This window comes from Streptomyces sp. NPDC030820 (genome assembly GCF_055572075.1).
On record NZ_JBVIEB010000013.1, the window covers coordinates 70866 to 97009 of the forward strand.

General features: G+C 69.6%; 19 protein-coding genes and 3 pseudogenes. 8 read left to right on the forward strand and 14 right to left on the reverse strand.

Annotation, left to right across the window (positions count from 1 at the left end; translation table 11 throughout):
- Positions 1-170: 170 nt before the first annotated feature.
- The gene (locus tag ACZ418_RS31540; RefSeq protein WP_450982117.1) at positions 171-902 is read left to right on the forward strand and encodes a DUF7873 family protein; all 732 of its coding nucleotides are present in this window, start codon (positions 171-173) and stop codon (positions 900-902) included.
- A gap of 906 nt (positions 903-1808) precedes the next feature.
- Here the strand turns inward: ACZ418_RS31540 and ACZ418_RS31545 are convergent.
- Positions 1809-2237, reverse strand: a complete 429-nt coding sequence (locus tag ACZ418_RS31545) for a MarR family winged helix-turn-helix transcriptional regulator (protein ID WP_468369796.1) — start codon at positions 2235-2237, stop codon at positions 1809-1811.
- A 106-nt stretch (positions 2238-2343) separates the two neighbouring features.
- On the opposite strand from ACZ418_RS31545, the gene ACZ418_RS31550 reads away from it, so the two are divergent.
- On the forward strand, positions 2344-3801 hold the full coding sequence (locus ACZ418_RS31550) for an aldehyde dehydrogenase family protein (RefSeq protein ID WP_468369799.1): 1458 nt from the start codon (positions 2344-2346) through the stop codon (positions 3799-3801).
- Between the two features lie 25 nt (positions 3802-3826).
- Positions 3827-4933 (forward strand): NAD(P)-dependent alcohol dehydrogenase, encoded by a 1107-nt coding sequence (locus ACZ418_RS31555; protein WP_468369802.1) that lies wholly within the window; start codon positions 3827-3829, stop codon positions 4931-4933.
- Positions 4934-5112: 179 nt separating this feature from the next.
- Here ACZ418_RS31555 and ACZ418_RS31560 read toward each other — a convergent pair whose 3' ends face one another.
- The 7 genes from ACZ418_RS31560 to ACZ418_RS31590 form a co-directional block, all read right to left on the reverse strand.
- Positions 5113-5856, reverse strand: coding sequence for an SDR family NAD(P)-dependent oxidoreductase (locus ACZ418_RS31560; RefSeq protein WP_468369804.1), 744 nt, complete (start codon positions 5854-5856; stop codon positions 5113-5115).
- Positions 5853-6824, reverse strand: a complete 972-nt coding sequence (locus ACZ418_RS31565) for a fumarylacetoacetate hydrolase family protein (RefSeq protein ID WP_468369807.1) — start codon at positions 6822-6824, stop codon at positions 5853-5855. Before ACZ418_RS31565 ends, ACZ418_RS31560 begins: the two co-directional genes overlap by 4 nt.
- 102 nt (positions 6825-6926) lie before the next feature.
- Complete coding sequence (locus ACZ418_RS31570; RefSeq protein ID WP_468369810.1) at positions 6927-7865, reverse strand: VOC family protein; 939 nt, start codon at positions 7863-7865, stop codon at positions 6927-6929.
- 11 nt (positions 7866-7876) lie between these two features.
- Positions 7877-8926 carry an amidohydrolase family protein gene (locus tag ACZ418_RS31575; RefSeq protein WP_468369813.1) on the reverse strand — a complete coding sequence of 350 codons (1050 nt, stop codon included), beginning with the start codon at positions 8924-8926 and terminating at the stop codon, positions 7877-7879.
- Positions 8923-10059 carry an FAD-dependent oxidoreductase gene (locus tag ACZ418_RS31580; RefSeq protein ID WP_468369815.1) on the reverse strand — a complete coding sequence of 379 codons (1137 nt, stop codon included), beginning with the start codon at positions 10057-10059 and terminating at the stop codon, positions 8923-8925. The genes ACZ418_RS31575 and ACZ418_RS31580 overlap by 4 nt, the downstream gene beginning before the upstream one ends.
- A gap of 161 nt (positions 10060-10220) precedes the next feature.
- The gene (locus ACZ418_RS31585) at positions 10221-11177 is read right to left on the reverse strand and encodes a cyclase family protein (protein ID WP_468370284.1); all 957 of its coding nucleotides are present in this window, start codon (positions 11175-11177) and stop codon (positions 10221-10223) included.
- Positions 11177-12163, reverse strand: a complete 987-nt coding sequence (locus ACZ418_RS31590) for a fumarylacetoacetate hydrolase family protein (protein WP_468369817.1) — start codon at positions 12161-12163, stop codon at positions 11177-11179. Before ACZ418_RS31590 ends, ACZ418_RS31585 begins: the two co-directional genes overlap by 1 nt.
- A gap of 121 nt (positions 12164-12284) precedes the next feature.
- Here ACZ418_RS31590 and ACZ418_RS31595 point away from each other — a divergent pair, with 121 nt between their 5' ends.
- Positions 12285-13259 (forward strand): LysR family transcriptional regulator, encoded by a 975-nt coding sequence (locus tag ACZ418_RS31595; RefSeq protein WP_468369820.1) that lies wholly within the window; start codon positions 12285-12287, stop codon positions 13257-13259.
- 62 nt (positions 13260-13321) lie between these two features.
- On the opposite strand, the gene ACZ418_RS31600 is transcribed toward ACZ418_RS31595, so the two are convergent.
- Positions 13322-14587, reverse strand: a complete 1266-nt coding sequence (locus tag ACZ418_RS31600) for an MFS transporter (protein ID WP_468369823.1) — start codon at positions 14585-14587, stop codon at positions 13322-13324.
- 686 nt (positions 14588-15273) lie between these two features.
- Between ACZ418_RS31600 and ACZ418_RS31605 the strand changes: the two genes are divergently transcribed.
- The 3 genes from ACZ418_RS31605 to ACZ418_RS31615 all read left to right on the forward strand — a co-directional run bounded on the left by ACZ418_RS31605 (position 15274) and on the right by ACZ418_RS31615 (position 18403).
- Positions 15274-15597, forward strand: a complete 324-nt coding sequence (locus tag ACZ418_RS31605) for a hypothetical protein (RefSeq protein ID WP_468369826.1) — start codon at positions 15274-15276, stop codon at positions 15595-15597.
- Between the two features lies 1 nt (position 15598).
- The gene (locus ACZ418_RS31610) at positions 15599-16645 is read left to right on the forward strand and encodes a hypothetical protein (protein ID WP_468369829.1); all 1047 of its coding nucleotides are present in this window, start codon (positions 15599-15601) and stop codon (positions 16643-16645) included.
- A 117-nt stretch (positions 16646-16762) separates the two neighbouring features.
- Positions 16763-18403 (forward strand): hypothetical protein, encoded by a 1641-nt coding sequence (locus tag ACZ418_RS31615; protein WP_468369832.1) that lies wholly within the window; start codon positions 16763-16765, stop codon positions 18401-18403.
- A gap of 14 nt (positions 18404-18417) precedes the next feature.
- Here the strand turns inward: ACZ418_RS31615 and ACZ418_RS31620 are convergent, their stop codons facing one another.
- Together ACZ418_RS31620 and ACZ418_RS31625 are read right to left on the reverse strand one after the other, a co-directional pair.
- Entirely contained in the window at positions 18418-20151 is a 1734-nt protein-coding gene (locus ACZ418_RS31620) for an APC family permease (protein WP_468369834.1), read from the reverse strand.
- Between the two features lie 89 nt (positions 20152-20240).
- Positions 20241-20491 (reverse strand): annotated as a pseudogene (locus tag ACZ418_RS31625) (transposase); the annotation flags it as partial.
- Positions 20492-20602: 111 nt separating this feature from the next.
- Here ACZ418_RS31625 and ACZ418_RS31630 point away from each other — a divergent pair.
- A pseudogene (locus ACZ418_RS31630) lies at positions 20603-20674 on the forward strand (orotate phosphoribosyltransferase); the annotation flags it as partial.
- A 39-nt stretch (positions 20675-20713) separates the two neighbouring features.
- Here ACZ418_RS31630 and ACZ418_RS31635 read toward each other — a convergent pair.
- The 3 genes and pseudogenes from ACZ418_RS31635 to ACZ418_RS31645 form a co-directional block, all read right to left on the reverse strand.
- Positions 20714-21640 (reverse strand): annotated as a pseudogene (locus ACZ418_RS31635) (helix-turn-helix domain-containing protein); the annotation flags it as partial.
- A gap of 558 nt (positions 21641-22198) precedes the next feature.
- Complete coding sequence (locus ACZ418_RS31640; protein WP_468369837.1) at positions 22199-23965, reverse strand: RNA polymerase sigma factor; 1767 nt, start codon at positions 23963-23965, stop codon at positions 22199-22201.
- 175 nt (positions 23966-24140) lie between these two features.
- On the reverse strand, positions 24141-26078 hold the full coding sequence (locus ACZ418_RS31645; protein WP_468369839.1) for an autotransporter: 1938 nt from the start codon (positions 26076-26078) through the stop codon (positions 24141-24143).
- Between the last annotated feature and the right edge of the window lie 66 nt (positions 26079-26144).

Sequence of the window (26144 nt, forward strand, 5' to 3'; positions counted from 1 at the left end):
GTTGCGGCGGGAAGACACTGGCAAGTGCGCCTTCCGCACGGCAGGTTAATGCGCCACCCACCGTGATCACAACGTCCGCGCGAAGGCACCACGAGAGGCGGGGCGATAAAGGGAGTGCGTGCGTTCGAGTCGCTGAGGTACGTTCCTGCCTGTTCGAAGGGGGACCCGAAGTGGCGAAACTGAACCAGATCATCGCTGTCGAGAAGGGTGTCAAGAGCAAGTCGCTCCAGGACATCACCGCCGCGCACCACAAGGTGCAGAAGCCGGCTCTGCTGGCCGGTATCTCGCGCACGTACCAGCCGAAGGACGAGGAGGGTGAGCAACTGCCGCCCGAGTCCACGCGTGTGCAGGTGCAGGCCGAGGACGTGCTGCGGGAGATGTCCGCGTCGCTCACCCGGCTCTTCGACGTGACCGCCACCAAGGACTGGGCGAACTGCACGGCCCGCGCGGACGTCACGATCGACGGCCGCACGATCGTCGCCGACGTCCCGGTCAGCTACCTTCTGTTCCTGGAGAAGCAGCTCACCGACCTGCACACGTTCGTCAGGAAACTCCCCACCCTCGACGCCGCCGAGTCCTGGTCCCACGACCCATCGACGGACTGGTGGAAGACGGACCCGGTCCGCACGATCCGTACGAAGAAGGTCCCGCGCAACCACGTCAAGGCGGAGGCGACCGAGAAGCACCCGGCGCAGGTCGAGGTGTACTACGAGGACGTGCCCATCGGGTACTGGACGACCGTGAAGTTCTCCGGAGCGCTTCCGGCGCGGCGGGTGAACGAGCTGGTGGAGCGGGTCGAGAAGCTCCAACAGGCGGTGAAGTTCGCCCGTGAGGAGGCCAACGGCGCCGAGGTCACCGACCAGCGGGTCGGCGACGCGGTGTTCGGCTACCTGTTCGGCTGACGCCGGGCACGGGTAGCATCCACGATCGCCCCCGCGTGCGAGCGCGGGGGTTGCGCGACAGGCGCGGGCCGGATTGAGGACCGGTTCGCGTGAGGAGCGCAAGCTGACACTGAAGTTCAGCCTGAAACACGCGGTGACAGTGAAGGTTCGAGTCCTTCCCCCGGCACAGCACCACCAACGGGTCGGGGTAGCCCAACACGGCAGAGGCAGCCGCGGTCAATCTCAGACTCTCGCTCCAGTCTCAGCATTGCCGCCGATCGCCGGATCGACCGAGGCCGGACGAACGCCGTCGGATGCGAGTTCGACTCTCGCCTGCAGCTCTTTCGTGCTGCGGTAGTTCAAAGGAAGAACACGACGGCATGATGACTGATCCGTCCTCTTAAACGCCGTCGGCGTGCGCAATTGGGTGGCATCCCCAGGGGCCCGGGAGCTGGATACGACTCCCGGGCTCCGCCACGTTCCCGCGGGAGCATCTCGTATACGGGCCTCCGCGCACGGCCCGGGGACTCCGCATCAGGCGGGCAACGACCAGTATGTCAACTACCACTACGACGCGGGATCCCCGACCGGGCGAACCCCGCTTCCGGCACCACCGGGCCCCGGGCGTGCGGCTCCGGATTCCCGGACGGGCGGCCCGGCACGACAGGGTCGCCCCGGATCCCGGCGGAGGACGTGGATCGGGTCCGCCGGGTTGCTCGTCGGGGCGGCGATCGCGGGGGCCTGATCAGCTACGCCGTCGCGCCCGACGGCACCGGCCCGACCTCCTCCGCTCCTTCAAACACTGGCGCCCTTCCCGGCGTTGCCCGCACCGAGGAGAGCCCGAGTGCGAGCCGGCACGACCGGGCGAGGCCGTCCACGCACGCCCCCGGGATCCTGTGGCAGGGCACGTTGGTCCTCGACGGATGCCTACGACAGTGCGTGCCATGCCTTGGACAATGCTTGACGGAACTGGTCGGCTTGGTCCGGTGTGAGGTCCTGGATCATCCGCTCCTCCAGCTCCCGTACCGGATCCGCGAACCGGTCGAGCAGTTCGCGCCCGGTGTCGGTCAGCAGGATCAGCAGTTCGCGGCGGTTGCGAGGGTTGCGCTCCCGCCGTACGAGCCCCCGAGCCTCCAGCGACCGTACGAGATCGGCCATGGACTGTGCCGTGACGAACGAGTCCCGGGCGAGCTGGGCTGCCGACAGGCCGTCATGACGCTCCAGCACGGTGAGGGCGGTGTACTGCAGAGCCGTGATCCCCGCGGGTTTGACGAGCTCGTCCAGATGCGAGCGCACGACGAGTTCCACCTGCTTGACCATGTAGAGCAACGACGGGTGTGTCCGTGTATCGACCATGCGTGCACCCTAGGGCATTGACAGGAAACCTGCCCTTAATCAGACTGCAGAACCAACAGGAATCCTGTCTGTTGAAAGTTTGCCGAACGATGCTGGGGAGTCGGTCATGGCCACCACCTTCGACACCGGTCCGGGACAGTTGTTCATCGGCGGCCAGTGGCGCGAAGCCGCGGACGGCGCCCGCATGGACGTCATCGACCCGTCCACCGGTCGTCTGGTCACGACCGTCGCGGAGGCCGGCGCCGGTGACGTCGACGCCGCCGTGCGCGCGGCCAGGGGTGTCTTCGATTCCGGGCCGTGGCCCCGGATGAGCGGGCGCGAACGTGGGCGCGTCCTGCACCGGGTCGCGGAGCTGATCCGTGCCAACGCCGAGGAGATCGCGGCTGTGGAGAGCCTCGACGTGGGCAAGCCGATCTCCCTGTGCACCGCGGTCGATGTGGCGAACGCGGCCAACGACTACGAGTACTACGCCTGCCTCGCCCAGAGCCAGGACGGCGCCACCCGCGACACCCCGCTCAACGCCTTCGCCTACACCAGACGCGAGCCGCTCGGCGTCATCGCCGCCATCACGCCCTTCAACTTCCCGCTGATTCTCGCTGGTTCGAAGCTCGCACCGGCCCTCGCGGCCGGCACCACCGTCGTCCACAAGCCCGCCGAGGAGACTCCTCTCAGCGCCCTCTACATGGGCCGCCTGCTGCAGGAGGCGGGCGTCCCCGACGGCGTGGTCAACGTCGTCACGGGTACAGGTCCGGTGGCGGGCGAGGCTCTGCTGCGCAACCCCGGCATCGACAAGGTCGCCTTCACCGGATCCACCGCCGTCGGCCGGCACGTGGCGAGTGTGGCGGGTGAAGGGCTGAAGACCGTCATGATGGAGCTGGGCGGAAACGCGGCGCACATCGTCTTCGAGGACGCCGACCTGGAGAAATCGGTCGGCGCGATCATCAAGGCGTTCGTCTTCAACACCGGCCAGTTCTGCATGGCCGGCCCCCGGCTGCTGGTCGCCCGCCCGGTGCACGACACCTTGGTCGCCGGCCTTGTCGAGGCCATCGCGCAGGTGCCCGTGGGCGATCCACGCGATCCGGGGACCGTCGTCGGGCCGATGGCGGCACTGAAGCACCTGAAGAAGGTCGAGGAGTACGTCGAACTGGCGCGCAAGGAGGGCGCCAGGGTGGTCGCCGGCGGCGAGCGGCTCGACCTGGGCGGCGGCTACTACTACAAACCCACCGTGATCACCGGCCTCGCCAACGATTCCCGCGTCGTCCAGGAGGAGATCTCCGGCCCCGTCCTCACGGTCCAGCCCTTCGACACCGAGGACGAGGCCGTGGACCTCGCCAACTCCACGCCGTACGGCCTCGCCTCGGGCATCCAGACCACCAGCCTCGCCCGCGCCCACCGCGTCGCCGAGCGGCTGCAGGCCGGCATCGTCTGGATCAACGACTGGGCCATGCTCGACCCGGCGGTCCCCTTCGGGGGCGTCAAGGACTCCGGCTTCGGCCGCGAGTACGGCCCCGAGGCCCTCGCCGCCTACACCAAGGTCAAGTCCGTGGTCGTCTCGCTCGACTGAGCGCCAGCGCAAAGGAGTTCACCGTATGACCACCACCACGCACGTCGCAGTGGTCGAGTCCGTAGGAGCGCCTTTCACGCTCTGCGACATCGAACTCGACGCCCCGGGATTCGGTGAGGCCCTCGTGCGCATGGTCGCCACCGGCCTGTGCCACACCGACCTCGCCGTGGCGAGCGGCGCTCTGCCCTTCCCGCTGCCGGGCGTCCTCGGCCACGAAGGAGCCGGTGTCGTGGAGGCCGTCGGCCCGGACGTGACCGGCGTCGAACCCGGCGACCATGTCGTGCTGTCCTTCACCTCCTGCGGCGGCTGCCGCAACTGCCGTGACGGACAACCCGCGTACTGTGCCACCTGGCTCCCGCTGAACCTCATCGGCGGCCGGCGTGCCGACGGAACCAGCACCATCAGCCGCGACGGCAGCCCGCTCGGCGGGCACTTCTTCGGCCAGTCCTCCTTCGCCGAATACGCGTTGGTGGACCGGCGCAGCCTGGTGAAGGTCGACCCGGATGTGCCGCTCGAGTGCATCGCCCCGCTCGGCTGCGGTGTACAGACCGGGGTCGGTGCCGTGTGGAACGTCCTCAAACCCCGGGCGGGCAGCACTCTCGTCGTCCTCGGCGCCGGAGCCGTGGGCCTGTCCGCGGTGATGGCCGCCGCCCTCACCCCGGCTGCCCGGATCATCGCCGTCGACCGGTTCGCCGAACGCCTCACTCTCGCCGAGGAGTTGGGCGCCACCCACACCGTCAATGCGGCCGAGGCCGACCTCGGCGACACGCTCGCGGTGCTGACCGACGGGCAGGGAGCCGACGGAATCGTCGAGACCACGGGCAACGTCGCCGTGCTGCGCCAGGGTGCCGACGCGCTCGCCGCCCGCGGCACCCTGGTCGTCGTCGGCGCCCCGCCCTTCGGCACCGAAGTCGCCCTTGACGTCAACGGGTTGCTGCCAGGCAAGCGGATCGTCGGGCTCACCCTGGGGGACAGCGAAACCCAGACCTTCATCCCCGCCCTCGTCCAGCTGGTCAAGGAGGGACGGCTGCCGCTGCACCGCCTGATCAGCACCTATCCGTTCACGGACATCGACCAGGCGGTGCGGGACATGAACGCGGGCAAGACGATCAAGCCCGTGCTCACCTTCTGAACCCTCCCGACACACATAACTGCCCGTGACGCGGGCGATCCGGCAGTCGGCCAGCAGGACGCCCTGCGTGTGGAGGGATTGGATGAGCACCGGCCGGCGGCGCGCCGTCCAGAATGTCGGCAACCGCCTCCGCGGTGCTCGCGCGGACCTTGTCCATGGGTGAGTGGGCCTTTCCGCTGCTAATGACGTACGGCGTCCGAGATCGACTTCACGCCGCCGTGTGCGGTGAGCCCGCCGTCCACGGGGATCTCGGCGCCGGTGATGAAGGACGCGTCGTCGGAGAGGAGGAAGACGACGAGCGGGGTGATGTCGTCGACCGTGCCGGTGCGACCGAGCGGGGTCTCGCGCAGATTCGCCTCGCGGAACACGGGCGCGGCGGACGCCGTCATCTCGGTCTCGATGAAGCCGGGGTGGACCGTGTTCACGCGGATGCCGCGTGGTCCCAGTTCCATGGCAGCGGTGGCCGACAGGCCACGCAGCGCCCACTTGCTGGCGGTGTAGGCGACCGGGTAGTGGCCGGTCAGCGCCGCCGAGGAGCCGACGTTCACGATCGATGCCCCGGGGCGCATCAGCGATGCCAGGTGCTGGATGCCAAGCAGCGGCCCGGTGACGTTGACGGCGTGGACACGAGCCATGTCCTGGGGGCGTACGTCATCGAGGCGGGCGCGCCAGGTGATGCCGGCGTTGTTGACCAGGCCGTGCACTTGGCCGTACGACTCCCCGAGTTCGGCGGCGAGTTGAGCCCAGTCCTTCTCGCTGGTGATGTCGAGTCGGCGGCAGCCCGGGGCGTCGACGACATCGGTGGCGATCACCCGGGCGCCCTCTCGGGTCAACGCCTCGGCCTCGGCGGCGCCCTGGCCGCGGGCCGCGCCGGTGACGACGACGACCTTGCCGAGGAGCCTCTTGGGATGGAGGTCGGTCACGGCCGCTCCCGAGAGCGGCGCCGGCCGGTCGGCAGAGGCACCGGGCCGACCCCGGCGACAACCTTGTTGGAGACGCTGCCGATGCCCTCGACGGTGAGCGTGACCGTGTCGCCCGGCTTGAGCGGCGCCGGGTCCTGCCTGCCGCGGACGCCCCACAGCTCGGCGAGGCAGCCGCCGTTGCCGCAGGTTCCCGAGCCGAGGACGTCGCCAGGACGGACCCAGGTGCCGCGCGAGGCGTAGGCGACCATCTCCTCGAAGGTCCAGCTCATGTTGGACAGCAGGTCCTTGCCGACGACCTCGCCGTTGATCTCGGCGGTCAGCGCTAGACGCAGGAAGCCGTCCGCGTCGCGATACTTCTCCAGCTCGTCGGCGGTGACCAGGTACGGGCCGAGCGTGGTGGCGGTGTCCTTGCCCTTGCAGGGGCCGAGCCCCACCTTCATCTCGGCGGATTGCAGGTCGCGGGCGGACCAGTCGTTGAAGATCGTGTAGCCGATGATGTGGTCGCGGGCCTGTTCGGGAGTGAGGTCCCGGCCCTCCTTCCCGATCACGGCGGCGACTTCCAGTTCGAAGTCGAGCACGCTCGCCCCGGGCGGCACGGGGATGTCGTCGTGCGGCCCGTACACCGCGTAGGGGTTGGTGAAGTAGAAGGTCGGCGCGTCGTACCAGCGCTCGGGCACGCCGAGGCTGCCGTCCACGGACCGCCGTACGCCCTCGACGTGCTCCTCGAAGGTCACGAAGTCCCGCACGGTGGGCGGCTGCAGCGGCGACAGCAGCCGCACGTCCGAGACGTGCAGTCCGGCCGGGACGTCGAGCATCGCCGCGCTCGCGCCGAGCAGTTGGGGCAGGCCGTCGCCGTCGGCGAGGAGCCCGGCCAGGGAACGTACTCCGGGAAGTGGGTAGAGCGTGCCGTCCTCTTTGATGACGGCTACGTGGCGTCGATTGCGGTACTCGTACGCGGCGAAACGCATGGGAGGTCCTGTCGACGGGAGGACGGGGGAACGAGGCCGGGGGCGCGGCGGGGAGTCAGGGCGTGACAGGCTGCCACGCCCCGGTGACCGGGGGCTCGCGGATCAGACCGGAGGGGCGACGAACACGCCACGGTCGACGTCGTTGAAGGACTCCTTGGTGACCAGCTCGTTCATGGGGTTGGCGGTCCCCCACTGGTCGGTGACCTCGGGCTGGGAGAAGTCGTAGACGTGCGGGTGCCAGGTGTCCTCGTCCAGCAGCTCCAGCTCCGTCGTGTACTCGACGGTGTTGCCGTGCGGGTCGAGGAAGTACGTGAAGGTGTTGTCGCCCGCCATGTGCCGGCCCGGGCCCCAGATCTTCCGGAAGCCGGCCCGCATCACCCGGCCCGAGCCGCGCATGTACTCGTCGATGCCGCGCATCTCGAAGGAGACGTGGTGCAGGGAGGTGTGCGGGCCCTTGGCGATGGCCATAGAGTGATGCTGGTTGCTGATCCGCATGAAGTGCATGACGTCGCCGATGTGCGGATGGCCGAGTGTGTCGGACAGCCGGAAGCCGAGGTGCTCCTCGTACCACGCCTTGGTCTTGTCCAGGTCCGGCGAGTTCAGCACGACGTGCGACAGCTTGACGGGGATCGACTCCTTCTCCTCGATCTTGCGGTGCTGCCGGACCTCGACATCGGCGGACACCTCGATGGTGCGCCCGTCGACGTCGAAGAAGCGGAAGCCGTAGCCGCCGCCGGGGGTGTCCACCTTGCCCGGTCGTGATATCAACTGCACGCCACCCGCAAGGAGTTGCTCGGCGAGCGTGTCCACGTCGGCCGCGTTCGCGACCCCGTAGGAGACCAGGTCCAGGCGCTTCTCGTCGGCCTTGCGCAGTCGTACGACGTACTGCTCGGGGCTGCCCTCGGCAGCGAGGAAGGAGATGCCGGAGTCCTCGGCGACCTTGGTCAGGCCCCAGACGCCGGTGTAGAAGTCGAGCTGCTTGTCGTACTCGGGCACGGCGAGGTCGACGTGCCGAAGGTGGGTGAGCAGGCGGTTGGACATGTGGGGCCTCCTCAGGCGAGGTTGAGCAACGCGGCGGCGTTTCCACCGCGTATGGCGTGGAAGTCGGGGCCGGGCAGCCGGGCGGCGCGCAGCGCGGCGAGCGGGTCCTCGGTGCCCATGTCGAAGGCGTAGTCGGAGCCGAGCAGCACCCGGTCCGCGCCCGCCGCCCGGACGAGCTCCCGCAGCACGTGCGGGTCATGGACCAGGGAGTCGAAGTACAGGCGCCTGAGGTAGCTGCTGGGCAGGTGGGCGCAGCCGGCGCCCGCGTCGGAGCGAGCCGACCAGGCGTGGTCGGAGCGGCCGATGTGGGTGGGGAGATAGCCGCCACCGTGCGCCGCGATCAGCTTCAGACCCGGATGGCGGTCCAGCACACCGGAGAAGATCAGGTGCGACAGCGCGACGGCGTTCTCCACCGGCTGGCCGACGGTGTTGCACAGGTACCACTGGTCCAGGCGCTCGTCGAGGGTGCAGCCGAAGGGGTGCAGGAAGAGGATCGCGCCCGTCTCCTCTGCGCGGGACCAGAAGGGGGCGTAGGCCGGGTCGGACAGCTCGCGGCCGGGAGCGTGGCTGGAGATCTCGACACCCGACAGACCCTGCTCCAGGGCGTGTTCGAGGGCGCGCACGGCCTGCTGCGGATGTTGCAGGGGCACGAGCCCGAGGCCGTGGAGCCGTCCGGGAGCGTGGGCGCAGTGGGCGGCCGTCGCCTCGTTGGCGAGCCGGTAGACCTTCTCGGCCGTCTCCTCGTCCGCCCAGTAGTGGTAATGCGAGGGGGACGGACTCACCAGCTGGACGTCCACGTCCTGCGCGTCCATGGCGGCCAGTCGTGCGGTGACGTCGGTCATTCGCGGGGCGCGCTCGCGGACCATGGGGCCGCTGACGGCGAGGGCCGCGGGACCGTTGCGGCGGGCGTCGAGGGCCTTGGCCTCGGCCAGTCCCGGCAGGTCCGCCACCAGGGCGTCGACCTCGGGCAGTAGGACGTGCGCGTGCACGTCCACGGTCGGGGAGGGGCGCGCGTCAGCGCTCGATGAGGGGTGGTGCTCGGGCGACGGGCGGGATGTCACGGCAGCTCCTTCAGCATGTTCATGGTGCGGCCGATCAGCCCGGGCACGTCGGCGTCGCGCACACCGTCCAGCTGCCACTGTCCGATCTGCACCGACGCCTCGACGACGGTCCGCACCCGGGGGACGCGGCGCTCGTAGTAGGTCCGGAACAGCTCGTCGTCCCAGTCCCGGCCACTGGTGAGCAGCTCGGCGAGGACGAGGGCGTCCTCCAGGGACATGCCCGCGCCCTGGGCGATGGTGGGCGGGCAGCAGTGCGCGGCGTCGCCGATCAGCACGAGCCGGCCCCGGTGCCAAGGGCCCTGCACCAGCATTCGGTTGAACCAGGTGTAGTTGACCTTCGTCGGGTCGGTGATGTGCTTGGTGATCTCCGGCCAGGCGCCGCCGTACCCCTGCGCCAGGCGGCGCATCTCGTCGGCGTAGTCGGCCGGGTCGACGGAGGCCCGCTCGCGGCATCCCTCGACGACGAACGCGTAGATGGTGGTCTCGCTGGTGGGGGTGTAGCCCGCGATGTAGGCCGGGCCGCCGTAGGCGAGGTCGGTGCGCTCCACGCCCTCGGGGCGCGGGGCCGCGATGCGCCAGATGGCCATGCCGGTCGGCTCGGGCTTCTCGGTGATGCCGATGGCGGCGCGGGTGGCGGAGTTCAGGCCGTCGGCGGCGATCACCAGGTCGTAGCGTCCTTCGGTGCCGTCGCTGAAGCGCACCGAGACGCCGTCGGCGTCCTGCTCCAGGGCCTCGGCGGTGGTGCCCAGGCGGACGGCGGCGCCGGAGGCACGGACCGCGTCGATGAGGATCTGCTGGAGCTGGGGGCGCTGCATGCCGAGGGTCGCGGGCAGGTCGTCGCCTCCGGTCTTGATGTCCTCGGCGACGTGCAGCACGGTGCCGTCAGGGGCGGCGATGCCCAGCGTGCCGAAGGGAAAGCCGGAGGCGCTCACCCGCTCCCAGACACCCAGTGCGCGCAGCACACGCAGGGCGTTGCCCTGGAGGGTGATGCCGGAGCCAGTGGTGGCGTTCCAGTCGGGCTTGGCCTCGATCAGGTCGACGGTGATGCCGGCGCGGCGCAGCAGGATGGTCACGGCGTTGCCTGAGGCGCCGCCGCCGATGACGAGGATTCGGCGGGCGAGGCTGTCTGCCATGGCGGGGATACCTCCCGAGGTCGGGCCGCGCGGCTTCGGCGGCGGGGTGCGGCTCGCCCGCCGCGAGGGCGGGCCAGGGGCTCTGATGAATCACCCGTCAGCGCGTGGGCCGGATGTGCCACGGCTGTCCGGGGAGGACGCGTCCGGCCGATTTCTGCGGGCTACTTGACGGCGATCGGGTTGACCGGAGAGCCCACGGCTCCGGTGATGGGCAGCGGCGCTGCGGTGAGCCAGAACTCGTACACGCCGTCGTCCGCGCAGTCCGCTGCGAGCGCGTCGAGGTCCCACATCTCGCCGATCAGGAGGCCGATGTTGGGGATGGCGACCTGGTGCAGCGGCTGGAAGGCATGGTCGAACTCGTTCGGCCGAACCTCGAAACCCCAGGTGTCGGTGGCGATCGCGGCGATCTCGGTGCGGTGCAGCCAGCCGGCGGTGGTGAAGGACAGCCCGGGCGCGGGACCGCCCGCGTAGTCGCCCCAGCCCTCGCGACGGACGCGGGCCAGCTGCCCGGTGCGCACGAGGACGATGTCCCCGCGGCCGACGGTCACACCGTGCCTCTCGGCGGTCGCGGTCAGATGCTCCTCGGTGATGGCGAACCCGTCGGGCAGTTCACCGCCTTCGCCGACGACTCCGCCCACGTCCAAGAGCACGCCCCGCCCGGCGACGTACGGCGCCATGTGCTCGATGCCTGTGACGAGGTCGCCGTCGGAGGTGACGACCTTCGCAGCGTCCCGGCCGTTCCACGCCTTGCCGCGGTCGAAGATGTGCCCGAGCCCGTCCCACTGGGTGGAACACTGCAACGGCATCGCGATCACGTCGTCGGCGCCGCCGATGCCGTGTGGGAAACCCTGGTTGCCGAGGGCGGCGTCGGTGCCGGTGTCGAGCATGGTGTGCACCGGGTTGGTGCGGCGCCGCCAGCCCTTCTGCGGGCCGTCCATGTCGAAGCGCTGCGAGAGCGAGAAGCTGACGCCCCGGCGCACGAGGGCGGCGCCCTCGCGCCGCTTGTCCTTGGTGAGGAAGTTGAGCGTGCCGAGCACGTCGTCCTCACCCCAACGCCCCCAGTTCGAGTACGACTTGGCGGCCTCGGCGATCGCGCCTTCGGGATCCGTACGGTCGATCACGCCGTGGCTCCCTCGGCGACACAGCGGGTGCGCTGCACGCCCAGCCCGGTGATGGAGCCCTCCATGACGTCGCCGTGGCGCAGCAGCCGGCCCCAGTGGATGCCGTTGCCGGCCGGGCTGCCGGTCAGCACCAGGTCGCCGGGCAGCAGCCGGGCGGTCTGGGAGATGTACGACACCAGGCGGGCGATCCCGAAGAGCATGTCCTTGGTGGACTCGTCCTGCATCGTCTCGCCGTTCAGCTTCAGCGTGACCCGCAGGTCGCCGGGGTCCGCGATCGACTCGGCGGGGACGATCCAGGGGCCGAGCGGGGTGAAACCGGGCGCGTTCTTGCTGCGCAGCCAGTCGGTGCCGATGGCCTTCATGTCCCGGCGGAAGACGGTGGCGCGGTCGGTGAGGTCGTTGGCGATGGTGTACCCGGCGACGCACTCCAGCGCCTCCTCCACCGACACCCGGTGCGCGGGCTTGGCGATGACGGCCGCCAGCTCCAGTTCCCAGTCCGGCTGTTCGGCCCAATCGGGCAGTACGACGTCGTCGTAGGGGCCGGTGATCGTGCTCGGCAGGCCGATGAACACGTACGGCAGGTCCTCGGCCGCCCGGCGGTCCATGACCGCGGCGATCTCCGCCCGCGCCTCCTCGACCGTGCGCGGGTCGTCGGGGGAGCGGTGGGCGACCTCCAGGTCGATCACGTGCTGACGATAGTTGGCACCGGACTGGAAGATCTGCCGGGGCTCGACCGGTGCCTGCACCCGCAGGCCGTCGAGCGGCTGCCACTCCAGGGCGTTGACGTTCGCGAGGGTGTGCAGGACGGGGAGGGCCTCGTCCCACCGTTCCAGGACGGCGCGCACATCGGACGGCTCCCAAGCCAGGGCCCTGGTCAGGTCCAGCACCCGGTCCCGGACCACCAGACCGGGGAACGGCGCCCCGTCCGAAGTGGAGAGTGTGCCGAGCGCGAACGGGCCGGCGGACTGCGCGAGCGTTGCCATGAGATTTCCTCCCGCTGGGTTGCCGTCTACTCTGGCCTGGATCATCAGATCGTGGAAATGAATCCTGTGGATGGTCTCCATCCACACCGTCGATGACCTTTCGCTTGCCAGGTGGTGCCCGGTGAACCTGTCCCGACTCGACCTCAATCTGGTCGTCGCCCTGCGCGCGCTGCTGGAGGAGCGCAACGTCACCCGGGCCGGCGAGCGCATCGGACTGAGCCAGCCCGCGATGAGCGCGGCGCTGGCCCGGCTGCGCCGCCATTTCGACGACGAATTGCTGGCCCGGACGGGCAATGCCTATGAACTGACCCCGCTCGGCGTGGCCCTGCGGGACCGCAGCGCGACCGCGTGCGACCTGCTGGAACGCGTCTTCGCCAGCCAGGCCGACTTCGATCCGGCCGCCGAGACCCGTGAGTTCACCCTGCTCGCTTCGGACTACGGCGCCGCGGTCTTCGGTGCCGCGCTCGCCCGCGCTCTGCACGGGGAGGCGCCCGGGATCCGGCTCACCTTCCAGCACCCGGCCCCCAATGTCGTGGAGAACACCGCCACCGTGCTGAGCACCGTCGACGGACTGCTGATGCCGCACGGCGTCATCGACGGCCTGCCCGCCGTCGACCTCTTCAGCGACCGCTGGCTGTGCCTGGTCGCCGACGACCACCCCGAGGTCGGCGACGAACTCACCCTCGACCATCTGGCCCGGCTGCCCTGGGCCGTCTACCAGCGCCCCTACGACGCCCCGGCCGCCCGCCAGCTCAGCATGATCGGCATCAGTCCCCGGGTCGAGGTCTCCGTCCAGACCTTCCAGCTGCTGCCGCACATGATCGAAGGCACTCGCCGGATCGCGGTGATCCAGGAGCGCCTGGCCCGCAGAGCGGTCCGATCTGCCGCAGTGCGGGTGCTGCCATGTCCTTTCGAGGCGGTGCCCGTACGGGAGGCGATGTGGTGGCACCCGGTGCACGCCCAGGACGCGGCGCACATCTGGTTGCGGCAGAAGGCAACGGAGGTGGGGGCGATGTTGACGGCCAAGGGCAATGGCGGCGCCTTCACGCGGCGCGGGGCTGTATCGAATGTGGCTACTCAGCGTGAGCATGACTAGCCACGATGGCGCCGCGGTCACGCGACGGCGCATCGTGGCAGTCCCCGTGGGGCGTCGGCCCGTCAGGCCACTTGCTCCGGCAACGGCCGGGGATCGGCGGCGCCGGCGCGGCGGCGAGCCGCCAGCAGACCCGCCGCGACGAGACCGGCGGCCAGCCCCAGCACCCCCACCGCCCCGGCGAGGCTGCCGACCGCGGACTCCACGGCCAGTAGTACGAGCGGGCAGACGAACTCGCCGCCGAAGAACGCCGTCATCCACAGCCCGGTTCCGCGACCGCGGTCCTCGAACGCCAGACGCGACATGGCGCTGGTGAGGAGGGCGGGCAGCAGCATGCCCGTGCCCACGCAGTTGATCACCGCTCCGACGACCAGCAGCGGGGCGTTGCCCGCCAGGAACATCACCCCGAAGCCGGCCGCACAGAGCCCGAGGACGGCGGGCAGCATCGGGTCCGGGGAGCGCCCCAGCCGGGCGAAGGTGACCGCTCCGCCGACGGTGGCGGCGCTGGCGACCGCGGTGGCCAGGCCGATGACGCCGGAGTTCTTCACCCCGAGCTCGTCGAGCAGGTACGACATCTCGACCGGGACGGTGTAGAAGACCATCGCCCCGAAGAAGGTGAGGGCGCAGATGCCCGCCAACTGCCGCCAGGGGAAAGGGCGTCGGACCTCCGCCGGATCCGGGGCCTCACCCGTGACCTTGTGACCCGCCGGGGTGGGCAGGGTGGTGACCATGAGCGGAGCGAGCACCAGACTCACGGCGTAGACCCAGAAGGGCACGCGCCAGCCCGCCGACCCGGTGGCGCCGCCGAGCACGAAGAAGACAGTGGCCGACGCGGAGGCGCACATGGTCTGCAGAGCGAGGTACTTCACCCGCCGGTGTCCGCTGTAGTAGTCGCCGATCAGCGTGGTGCAGCACGTCATGATCGCGGCCTCGGCGACACCCACCAGGGCGCGACTGGCGATGATGGCGCCCAGAGAGTCCAGATACAGCGGGGCCGTCCCGAACACCGAGTACAGAACGGTCGTCACGATCAGCAGGCGCTTGCGACCCAGTCGGTCCACGATCACTCCGGCGAACGGAGCCAGCAGCGCCAAGGCCAGCGCCGGAATGGCCAGCGCGAGGGGAACCAGCGCCTTGGCTCCCGGGGTCGACTCGAAGTGGTCCTGCATCTTCGGCAGCACCGGGGCGATCAGCACCGCTCCGAGGATCGGCAGACAACTGCCCGCCATCAGCAGGGTCACACGCAACAGATGGGCCGGACCGGAGACGGAGACAGGTGACGACGCGACATCATCGACCGCGGCGGGAGGCGGCGGGACGGAACCAGGCATGGCGACTCCATGGACGGCGTACGGAAGCGGGCATGCCTGTCACGGGCGCCGACGGCGCGAGGCATGCTGAGAAGGGCCGCCCCGCCGGTCCGGACAGCGGCGTGCGGGTAGGGACGACTATGGGCTGGCCGAGGCCGCACTTCCATCCCTCGGGCGATCCGAATCCGGTATCAGGCTCATCCACACCATGGATGACGCCCGGAGAAGTCACTTACGGCACGAAGGACCGTTCAGGCAGACGCAGGCGGCGGTGCCCCCAACCCGGGACTGCTTTTTGAGATTGATCATGCGTCAAAGCGCCCGCATGTGCCCGCCGAGAGCTTCGGCGAGGCCCTTGCGTGGGCTCGTCAGTCTTTTGGAGTGAACTGTGGGGTCGAAGTACTCCACCATGTTCCGCGATTCGGCCGGGACGTTGACCACATCTTCGACAGCCAGGGGACCCAGCCCCGAAGGCGCCGTATCCACAAGCTCGTTGACCAGGACCGTTCATGTGACAGACCCCACCCCGGCTGACGGAAAGGCGCCTTGAGCACGAGCCATCGCCGACGATCTCGTGAGCCGTCTGTGCCTGCTCCGTCAGGCCCGATACGCTGGGTGGGATCGGGGTGGGGACCACAACTCGACGACATGGGGGCCGGTAAGTGGCAGCGGTGATCTCGGTGTCCGTGAGGGGCGCATTACTCGGGTTGGACGATCCGGAGCGGATACGGGGCGAACTCGAGGCGGGGACCGGTCTGGAATGGCGCCGCGAGGAGGTCGACCAGGGGTGGGTATTGACCGGCGGCATCGTCGAGATCCTGCTGGTGGCCGCTGTCTCCAAGCTCACCGAGGAGTCCCTCGGCGCGGCCCTGGACGCCACGAAGCGGGCAGTCGAGCGGTGGCGGGCCGGCCGGTTGGATCCGCCGCAGGCCGAGGTCGAGGTAAGGCCCGTGCCGCCGTCATCCACTGACGCTCCGGCAGGCGCCCCGGAGGAGAACCGGCCCAGGGGATCCGAAGGAGTGAACGGCTGAGATGGCTTCACGCGCACTGGTGATCGCACCTGGGGAGTACCAGCCGGGATCGAATGTCCCCGGCTGGCCCACGATCGCCGCGAGCGGACGTATGTACAGAGAAGTCCTCGCAGGTGACAAGCTCTGGGGTGCGGAGGGCTGCCGGGTGCTCGGCCCGGACGAGGCAGGGACGATCGACGGGGTGATGCGCGCCCTGGAGGAGACCGCCGCCGAGACCGGCCCTTCGGACACCCTGCTCGTCGTCTACGTCGGCCACGGGGCCTGCTGGGGCGACGTCCCCGCCGGGGACCAGGTGCACTTCTCAGTGGGCACGTCCCAGGACCGGGCTCCATGGACGTGGTTGAACAGCTGGTACGTGTACCGCGCCATGCGCAAGGCCGCGGCTGGGCTCAAGGTCCTCATCGCCGACTGCTGCTACTCACACAGGCTGGGCGACCTGGGCCCGGCCGAGGAGGAGCCGAAACTGCCGGGTGTGATGGGCCGCCAGTTCGAGGGCACCTGCGTACTCAGCGCTCTCGGCCAGGATGCCGCCCTCGCCGGTCCGCTCGCCTCCGCCGAGGGGTGTCCCGGTCTCCCGGCACCGTTCGACCAGTGCACTCCGTTCAGCGGACACTTGCTCAACGTCCTTTCGCGAGGCATTCGGGACCGCAAGGACCAGCTCACCTTCGGATTGCTCAGGGAGGCCATCAAGGCCGAGATGGAGCAGTGCACCGCAGGGCATCCGCAGCCGCGGATGGTGCTCAGGGACGCTCCCGACGGAACACAGATCTTCACCAACCGGATGGCCGCCGACCAGCGTGCGGATCCGTCGCTGCCCACCGATCTGCACGGCTGGATCGACTGGTTGAGGGGCGACCCGGACGCGCGTATCCCGTACCTGCTGAAGGACGAGTGCACCACCGCCGACATCGTCTCCGCCCTCTGCGACAGGGGGGACGACGACAGCCTGAAGCTGGCGGAGCACATCGACATACGGGCGAACGATGCCTACCGTTCCCCGGACACCTTCGCCAGATACTTCAGTCGGATGGAGCGTCGCGCAGCTTGAGTGTCACGCATGAGTAGGGCTCGACCCGGAGCCGAGGGATGGCTTGACGAAGATCGGACGTGGAGCGTCCGGTACTCCTGGGTGACCCGGAGCAGCACCGAAGAAGTCGCGGCGCGCGTGCAGGCCCTTCGGAAGGGCAACGAGAGCAAGGGTGAGCCGCCTCGGCCCGCCGTCGCGATCCGGGTGCTGTACGCCTTCGCGATCCAGCGGTCGACGGACCAACTGATCGAAGCAGCAGCCAAGTTCCACTTCTACGACGCGGTGAACGTACTGGCGACGGCGGCGCTGTGGCGAAGCATCGGCGATGCGGCGGATCTGGCGTGCCGTCAGTCGGAGATCGACGGCGCCGCCTCTTTGGGCGTGGCCGGGCAGGGGGAGCGGCAGCAGCCGGAACCCGAGATCGCCGAGTACCGGCCCTCTGCGCTGAGCAAGGGCATCGTGCACGATGTGGCTCGCCAGCGCACGGCGCTCGATGTGGCCCGGTTCGTCCGGGAGTTGCGCGGGCGGGGCAAGCAGGACCTTGTCGACGCCACGCTGAACACGTTCAGCGAGAAGCGGACCCTGCTTGACACGGCACTGCTGTATCTCGGGCTGCGCGACGAAGGGTGCGCAGAGGCGGCGGTGGACCTTCTGGGACGGGCCGTGCAGAGGATCAATACGTCCGGTGCGCGGCAGTCCGACACGACGACGCCGGCCGGGCTCAACGACCTGGTCACGGCACTGCGCATGCTCAGTCCGGTTGAGCCGGTGCTGGAGAACTGGATCGACACGCGGCTGGGCGACACGGATCTGGTGGGGCCCACCAGGGATACCGTCGCCAAGCTGATCTCGGGCTCGGAACACAGCCCGGACTCCCTCATCGAGCATGTGGGTAGGCGGTTGCAGTACCACAACGTAGCCGCGGTCTGCCGGGCGTTGGCGGAGAGCGACCCGGAGCGTTGCGAGGCCGTCCAGAATCAGGCTGCGGCACGCGAGGAGCTGCATGAACTGGCCGAGATCATCAGCCGCTGGCAGAAGTTCGAGACCGTGGCGAGGACCAGGGTCGATCTGTATGCCAAAGTCGTGGCCCGCGGCGTGGCATGTGCCGCCGGACCGCGTTCCCCAGCCGAGATCGACACTCTCGTGAAAGAGTTGAAGAACATCGACGCCGACCCGGAGTGTTGGCGCCTGCTGTGGATAGCCGCAGCGGAGCACATCGACGGCCGGGCCGGCGGCGAGCTGGTGCGACTGCAGACGAAGATCGAGCGTTCCCGGGACCTGTACCGGGTGGCGCGGACCGTCGCCCGCCGACTCACCGCCGGACTGCTGAGCAGAAGGGTCGACCCCGGGGTGTTTGCCGACTATGTCACGGCGCAGCAGGTGCAGGGCAATCGCGGCAGGATCGCTGCGGACGTCGCCTGCAAGGAGTTGTCGGATCCCTCCGACCCCGAACTGGCCGGGGTGCCGATGGGCGGTGTCGTCGCCGAGACGGCCGTCCGCCTCTACGGCGACGGGACGGATCGGGCCTGGGGCCAGGAGAAGGCCTGGGACCTGCTGGAACGCTGCCTGGAGAACGAGCAGCGGATCACCCCCGCGGACGTGGTGGCGATCACCGAGCAGTTGCGCGCCAGCGGGATGGACGGGCGGCGCCGGCGTTCGCTCTACCGCGGGACGGTCGGCCGGTGGGCGGACGCGGTGCGCCGCCAGGAAGCGGTGTCACTGTTGCGGAGCAGGGGCTTCGAGGAGGAGGCCGAGCAGGTCGTGGAGTCGGTGCATTAGCCCGCTGTGCGCGGCTACCGCTGCGGCTCCTGGGACCGCCCCTGCTCCCTTTCGCGGAGCTGGGAGGTCGGTAGCGGCAGCAGCGGCTCCACTCGCCCGATATGGCGTCTCGAGGCCCACACCATGCCGTAGAACGCGGTCAGGGCCATGACCCCCACACCCGCACCCCACAGATAGAACGCGAGATGGTGTGGGGCACCGGGCTCGGGGTTGCCGAACAGGGTGCAAACCAGCAGCAGCGCCAACATGCCGAGAAGGCAGGCCGCAGCTTGGGCGGCCGGGTCGGAGCCCAGCCGGCGGAAGCGCGTCACATGCTCCCGGGCGTCGTAGAACCGTCCCAGCGTGGGGAACTGCCGGGCCAGTACCGGGAATCCGAGCAGCAGCACGCAGCCGACGGCGAGCACGGCCATTCCATGCCACAGGTCCGTCCACCCGGCTCCGTACAGGATCAATGCAATGAGGACGAAGCTGAGCCAGGCCGCGTGCCGGCGGGCCCGGTTGCGGCTCGGCGAGACCGGCGGCAGCTTGTCGCGCAAGGAGACCAGGGCCACACCGGGAACGGCGTACACGACGAGGGTCAGCACGCCGTCGGCCGCGACCAGGGTGTGCCATCGGCCGCCCATCGCGAGCAGCGCGACCACCCCGACGACGAAGTCCACCGCCAGCACCAGCCAGTAGACGTCCCTGCCACGCAGGGTGGTCGTGCGCATCGTCTGCAGGCCCCGGTGGGTGAGATGGGCGCGGCTGAGCGTGGCGACCTCGCGGGTCAGGGCATGGGTGAAGACGAGCCCGGCGCCCATGGGGGAGAGCACCGAGTTGATCCGCAGACACCACCCGAGCCAGGCGACCGAGGACGCGAAGGCGAACTGGGTGTAGGGGGAGTCCGGGCGGCCCGGATCCCACTGCCCCTGGCGAGAGCTGAAGACGATCTGGAGGAGGATGTAGAGCACGGTTGTGCCGATGATCGTGCCGTAGACCGCCCAACGCAGCCGGGCAGGCTCGGTCAGCCGACCCTCGGCCTTGACGTTTCCGGCGAAGTCCAGCGGGCCCTGGAATCCCACATAGGCGTAGATCACCCCGCTGTCCACCACGGCGGCCAGGACCGCGCCGTACCCTCCGGTGCCACCGGTGCCGTCCCCGGCCCCGCCCCCATGATGGTGATCGAATCCGGACGCGATGAACAGGGCGATGGTGAGCAGCGGGACTACGACCTTCACCACGGTCAGCCAGGAGTTGCCGATCCGCACCAGCCGCGGGACGAGCAGATTGGTCGCCGAGATCACCGCCATCAACGCCAGCGAGCAGACCCAACCCCAGGCGGTCAGGGTGGTCCCGGGCCCTATCAGAAACGTCGGGAGTATGGACGAGAGCCCCTTGGTCATCGCCACGGACTCGCTGGCCGCGTTTATCGCGTAGAAGATCCACAGCCCCGCCGCGGCCACGATCGCCACCAGCGGCCCACTGCTCTGCAGCGGAAGGAAGATGAGCCCTCCGGTCTTCGGTGCAGCCGTGCCCAACTCCACCATGACACCGGCCACGATCAGCATCACCAGCCCGCCGATCAGCCAGGCCCACGGAGCATAGCTGCCGGCCTTGTCGTAGGCGTCGACCGCGCCCAGCAGCCAGCCGGAGCCGATGGTCCCCCCGGCAGCAAGTCCGAAGAGCTGGAACAGCGAGAGCCGGCGCGGTTCGTCAGAAGGTAAGTACTCCTTCGGCTGGCCGCTGGTGGGCCGCACCTGCAAGGCCATCCTGCTGTCCCCCGAGTAGCGTTCACTGATGGTTGGCACCTGGTGTGACGACAGGTTACAACTCGCAGTTGCATTTGCGTGATGCTTCATCAGGTTCTGATCGGTGATCTCACTTTGAGGCGGTGCGGTGAGTTCGGTGGGCAGGACGGTGTCGTCGGTTCCTGACTCGATCGGGCGGAGCCGGGGCCTTGGCCAGCAGGTCGAGCTCCAAGTAGCGGCGGGCTTCGGTCCACTCGTCGTACTGCTCGGCCAGGACCGCGCCGGCCAGGCGGATCAGGGCGGTGCGGTCGGGGAAGATGCCGACAACGTCGGTGCAGCGGCGAATCTCCTTGTTCCAGCGATGACCTGAGGGCGAACTCCGCGAACTGGTCTGAAGAACTACACGTTTCCAAGGCGTGGACCACGCGTGCGGGTGCGGGCGTTGCCGTCGACGTGGCTGCTGTCTCCGGAGGCGGCAGCGCACGGGCTGCAGCGGCGGGTCGAGGGCCCGGAGATCAAGGGCCGCCGGGTGCTGGTCGTCGAGCAAGGCCGCCGTCCACGTTGCGCTTGCCGAATACCTCACGCGTAGTGCGTGCAGGAGTTGGCGTTGGGTCCAGATCAATGTGCGGTCCAGCAGTTCTCGCCTGCAGGTCTGCACCCACCGCTCCATGATCGAGTTCATTCTCGGCATCCGGATGCCGCTGAGTACCACCTCGGTACCCGCGTCCTTGAGTACCTCGTCGAACAAGTGTGGGAACTTCCCGTCCCGGTCCCGGATCAGGTAGCGAGCCCTGCAGCCGGCGTCCTCGAGGTCCATGACAAGGTTCTTCGCGGCCTGGACCACCCAGGACTCGGTGGGATGTGCGGTGGCGCCCAGGATACGGATCCGGCGGTTGGCGTGCTCGACCACGGTGAACACGTAGAGCCTCGCCCCGGACAGGGTGACGGTCTCGAAGAAGTCGTAGGCCAGCAGCGCGTCGGCCTGGGAGCGCAGGAAGTCCGCCCAGGCGTTCGAGGCCCGCTCGGGCGCAGGGTCGATCCCGGCCTCTCTCAAGATTTCCCAGACCGTGGATGCCGCCACCTTCACCCCGAGCACGAGTAACTCACCGTGCAGGCGCCGGTAGCCCCAGCTTGGATTCTCCCTGGCCAGGCGCAGTACCAGAGCTCGGATCGAGTAAACGGTCCGCGGTCGGCCTCCGCGCTTGGGCCGGGACTGGGCGGCGTGCCGGTGGGCGATGACGTCGCGGTGCCAGCGGAGCACGGTGTCCGGCCGCACCAGCAGCCGCATCCGGCGCAGTACCTCCCGTGGCACGCCATGGAGGAGCGACGCCAGGAACGCCCGGTCGCTCGCGTGGAACCGAACCTGCTGTCCGTTCAGCTGCCGCTCCAGAACGCCGATCTGGTGGCGCAGGGCCAGGATCTCGACGTCTTTCTCACGGTCGCTCATCGGCAGCAGCCGCAGCATCGTGAACGCGTTCGTCACGCTCAAGTACGCCAGTCTCAACAGCACGACTGATCATCATGCCGCGCCGACCGCCGCCGCGCGATAGCTGCGGCTCGAGCGGCCTCGATTGGTGCCGAAACTCGTTCCCACCTGCATGGATGAGGTATTTGGCAAGAGCACCGTCTGCTGTGGGACACCGGGTAGCTGCCCCGGGTCACACACCGATGCACTCGCCGCCCAAGGGCGCGAAGGAGTCACCCCGACGACGTCGTCGAAGGAGACCGCGGCGGCTCGTCAACTCGATGCGGCTGCGTTCCGTCCAGGCGCAGCACCAGGGCCCGGACGGAGTGCACGGTCTGCGGTCGGCCCGGACGCCAGAGCCGGGAGGGCGGCGTGGCGGCGCGCGAGCAGGTCGCGGTGTCACCGCAGCACCGTGACCGGACGCATCAGCGGTCGCAGCCTGCGCAGCACGTCCTTCGGGAGTTGGTGCAGCAGCGCGGCCATGAATGCCCGATCACCCGGGTGGAACCGCAGTTTCTCCTTTCCGAGTTGGCGCTCCAGGACGCTGATCTGATGGCGCAGTCTTCGGCAAGGGCACCGCCCCGTAGAGGCAACCGCCGATGGTCAGGACACGACGGAGTGCTGGGGCACGGTGCCCGCGTTGGTCGGCGTGGAGCGGGTGGTGTACTGCGGTACGGGGGCGTCGTCGTGGCCGGTGTCGCGCACGAGTCCGTACCGTTCGCGGTCGGCGGAGTGCGGGGTCGGGGGAGTGGCGATGTCGTCGGCTGTCTCCTGCCAGGAGGAGGGCAGGACGTCGAGGTTGTAGTCGGCCTGGGTTTCGTTGAGGTGGAGTGTGACGCTGCCGTCGAGGTAGTAGTACTCGTTCTGCCACATCTGCTGGGCTCCCGGCGGCAGGGTGATCAGTCCTTGCTGCCTGTTGCCCATCCAGGTGCCGCCGGCGGTCGCGCCCGGTCGGCGGTCGTCCATGCGGTGGCCGCCGCCCGAGGCCACGTGGAACAGCCTTCCCCGCAGTCCGGTCCACGAAGGCATGGTCAGCAGCCCGGGGCGCAGGCCGTACATCACGTCCCAGTGGACGGTGAAGTAGCCCTTCCCGCGCAGTACCACCGTGTCCCCGCGGTGTACGAGCTGGTAGCCGTCCAGGTGCCTCTTGAGCCCCGTCATCGTCACCGAGGTCTGCGGGCGGTGGGGCAAGGCGGCGGGTGACTGGTCCGGCGGTGGCGCGCTGTCCACGGTGTCGACCACCGACCCGTACCGCGGCCCTGGCAGGGACCGGGGCGAGGGACGTGAGACGGCCGAGCCCGGTGCCGGTGCCGGCCGCGACGGTGATGCGGATGCGGTGGGCGAGGGCGCGGGTGCCGGGCTGGAAGCCGTCGCGGCGGTGGCCGGACGCGCCGACGGGCTGGACCATGGGGCCGCGTACACGAGCGCGCCGCCCACGGCGAGCAGCGCACTCGCCGCCACCACGGCCTTCGCGGTGAGGCCCGTCCCTGCGGTCCCCGCCTTCGCGGAACCCCCGCCGCCTGAAGTGGCCGCGGTACCGGCATGGTCGGCCGCCGCGGCGTGCGTTCCCGCGGACAGCCACGGGCGCCAGGCCAGCAGTGCCGCCGGCACGGGCAGGAGGGCCAAGGGCGCCAGCAGTCCTTCCGGGGCCAGCATGCCTTCCTCGTGGCGCGCGCACCGCGGGCACTGCCGCACATGGCGGCCGAGGCGTTTGCGCCACAGGCCGCTGGGGGCCCCGTTCCAGTCCAGGGTCAGCCGGGTCAGTTCCCCGCATGCGGGCCGGGCCGCGAGGGCTCGGACGATGACGCGGGAGGTGTGCAGGCGCTCCTTCATGCGTTGCACCCGTACAGCCGCTTGATGGCCGGTCATGTCCAGAGCGGAAGCGAGCTCGGCCCGGGCGAGCCGGCCGGCCGTCTCCAGCCACCACAGTGACAGCAGCTCCCGGTCGTCCTCGTCGAGCCAACGGGTCGCGCGCAAGGTCTCCTCGCGCTGCCCGGACAGCCGCAGGTCGAGGATGACCCCCTCGGCGAAGTCGGCGGCCGGGTCGGGCCGGTGCTCAGCCGCGTCGAACGCCGCTCCCGTCGTCTCCCTCCTGCCGCGCCTGCGGATGTGGTCGCGGACCTCGTTCACGGTGATGGCGATCACCCAGGACCGGAACGCCTCCGGGCGCTCCAGCCCCCCGATGCCGCGCAGGATGCGCATCATCGTCTCCTGGACGATGTCGTCGACGTCGTCGCGGTACGGGTGCGCACGCGCCGCGACGCTGTAGACCAGCGGAAGCGTCCGGGAGCTAAGCTCTTCCAGGGCGCCGCGTTCGCCGGCCCGAGCCGCGGCGATCACGTCGGCCGCGGGCTCGGCCTGCCTTGGCATCGGGTCTCCCTTCGACCTGCCGCGGGTACGAGGCCCCGCTCACGCCGACCGAGCCGGGCTGCGGGGGCCTCTGGTGACCGCCGTCGGTATCACCGGCACCGTGGCAGCGAAGCCATCGTAAAAGGTGAGCGCCGGCAGCCATGCGCGGGCCGGTGGAATCCGTGCCGGCCGGGGATCAGCGGGAGTGACGCGGGGCCGCACGCTGACGCGAGCGGCTGCGTATGAAGACGAAGACCGCGGCGACGCCGGCGAGAACGACGCCCGCCAGCCCTGTGACGGTCCACAGAGCACCGAAGTTGCTGCCGGTGCCCGCCATGGTGCCGGTGGAGGAGCCCAGGGGCGTGGCCGCTCGGGTGGTCCGGGCGGGGGAGGGGGCCGGTCCTGTCGCGGCGGAGGACGGGTGTGCGGCCGTGGTGGACGTGAGAGCGGTGAGCACGGTGTGGGTGTCGCCCCGGCTCACGGAGAAGCGTGCCCCGCCGATGGCGAGACGCGTACCGGAGACTGTTGCGGTCGTCGAACCGACGGTCAGCTCGGGGGAGTTCCGGGAAAGAAGGATCTTCGTGCCTTTGACGACCTGTAGCCTGCGCAGGGTCGTGTCGCGTGCCCCGCTGAGGTCCAGGACGGCCGAAGGACCGGTCAGAGCGACCGCGTCGGATGTCCGCAGAGAGGTCCCGGAGACGATCAGGCTGCCTTTGGCCACGGTGGTGGCGCCGGTGTAGGCGGCGCTGGTGACGGTGGTGGCCGCGGCTCCGCTCTGCGTCACCGATCCGGCACCGGTCACCGCCGGGAGGAGGGTGGGTGTCCTGCTGTTGCGGAGCACGAGTGAACCGTTGTCGATCACTTTGTCGAAGGCTCCGCCGGTGTGGAGGCTTCCGTCGCCGCCCGCGGTCCCGGAGCCGAGATGGAGGGTCGCATTCCTGTCGATGGTGGTGGATCCGTCGTAGTACTGCGCTGCGGCGAAGGTCACGTCGTTGCCGCTGGTGCCGGCGATGACGACGTCCCCGGCCCCGGGAGCGCTGAGGGTGTCGTGATACATGCCGCCGCCGATGGGCGCGCCCAGGGTCACCGGTCCGTCGTAGTCGAAGGTGAGCCGGGAGCGCTGCCGTCTGGCGTGCAGGTTGATGTAGACCGTTTGTGCCGTGCCGGGCATGAAGATCTGGTGTGTGGTCCCGTCACCCCACTGGACGTCGGCGCCCTCGATGTTGGTGCCGCGCTTGTTGAGTTTGTGGGCCACGGGTCGCCAGTTCAGTCCGGGGTCGCTCAGCGAGGGCGCCGCCCCGTCGCCGCTGTCACTCCAGCTGTAGACGCCGGTGAGGATCACCTTGCTGCCCGGGCGGGAGTGCACGTTGACGTCGTTGCCGTACTCGTGGCTGTAGAAGTTCTGCCGCTGTACGACGGTGTGGTCGAGCGGGGTGTCGATGATCCATGAACCGCGGTTGACGACGGAGCGGGCGTTGGGCAGCTCGGCGGCACAGGTGGTGCTCGCGAAGTTGACGCCCGTGCCGTTGTCGAAGACGCCGGAGAACGGGTTGATGCCGCAGATCTGGAGCGTTCCCCACATGTTCCGGGGCTGGGTGACCAGGCCGGAGCCGCTGATGACGCCCAGGTTGAACAGGCGGGTCAGCGACAGGCGCAGTGTGCCGTCCACCCGGATGTTGTCCTGGTTCTGCTGGTAACCGGGCGTGTTGTACGGGAAGGACCCGATCAGGCCGGCCGTACCGCCGGTGCCGTACTGGACGGTTGCCCCCGCATCCACGGTGACCGCGGGCTCGTCGGGACGGTCGACCACGACGTACGGATGGTTGTCGCCCGGGATCCGGACCCTCTGGTGCTGCCGGGAGTGCGGCAGGGTGAAGGTGCTGTCCTTGGCGAGGACCAGCGTGCCGGTGCCGGACACGCGAAGGGTTCCTTCACCGCTGATCACGCCTGTGTACGTGTGGGTTCCCTGCGGGACGCGCACGACCGCGTCGCCGGTCAGGACGACATCACGGTTCGCCAGGACGGCCGAGGTGATGTCGCCGTCCGCGGCGACTGCGCTGCCCACCGCAACCACCGGTGTGACGGCTCCCGCGACGAGGGCCGACGCCAGGACAAGGTGCCAAGATCGCTTCATCGAGTCAGGGTGCTTCCTGAAGTGCTGGTGATCCTTACGGACGTGGAGACCGGTGGCCGGACACCG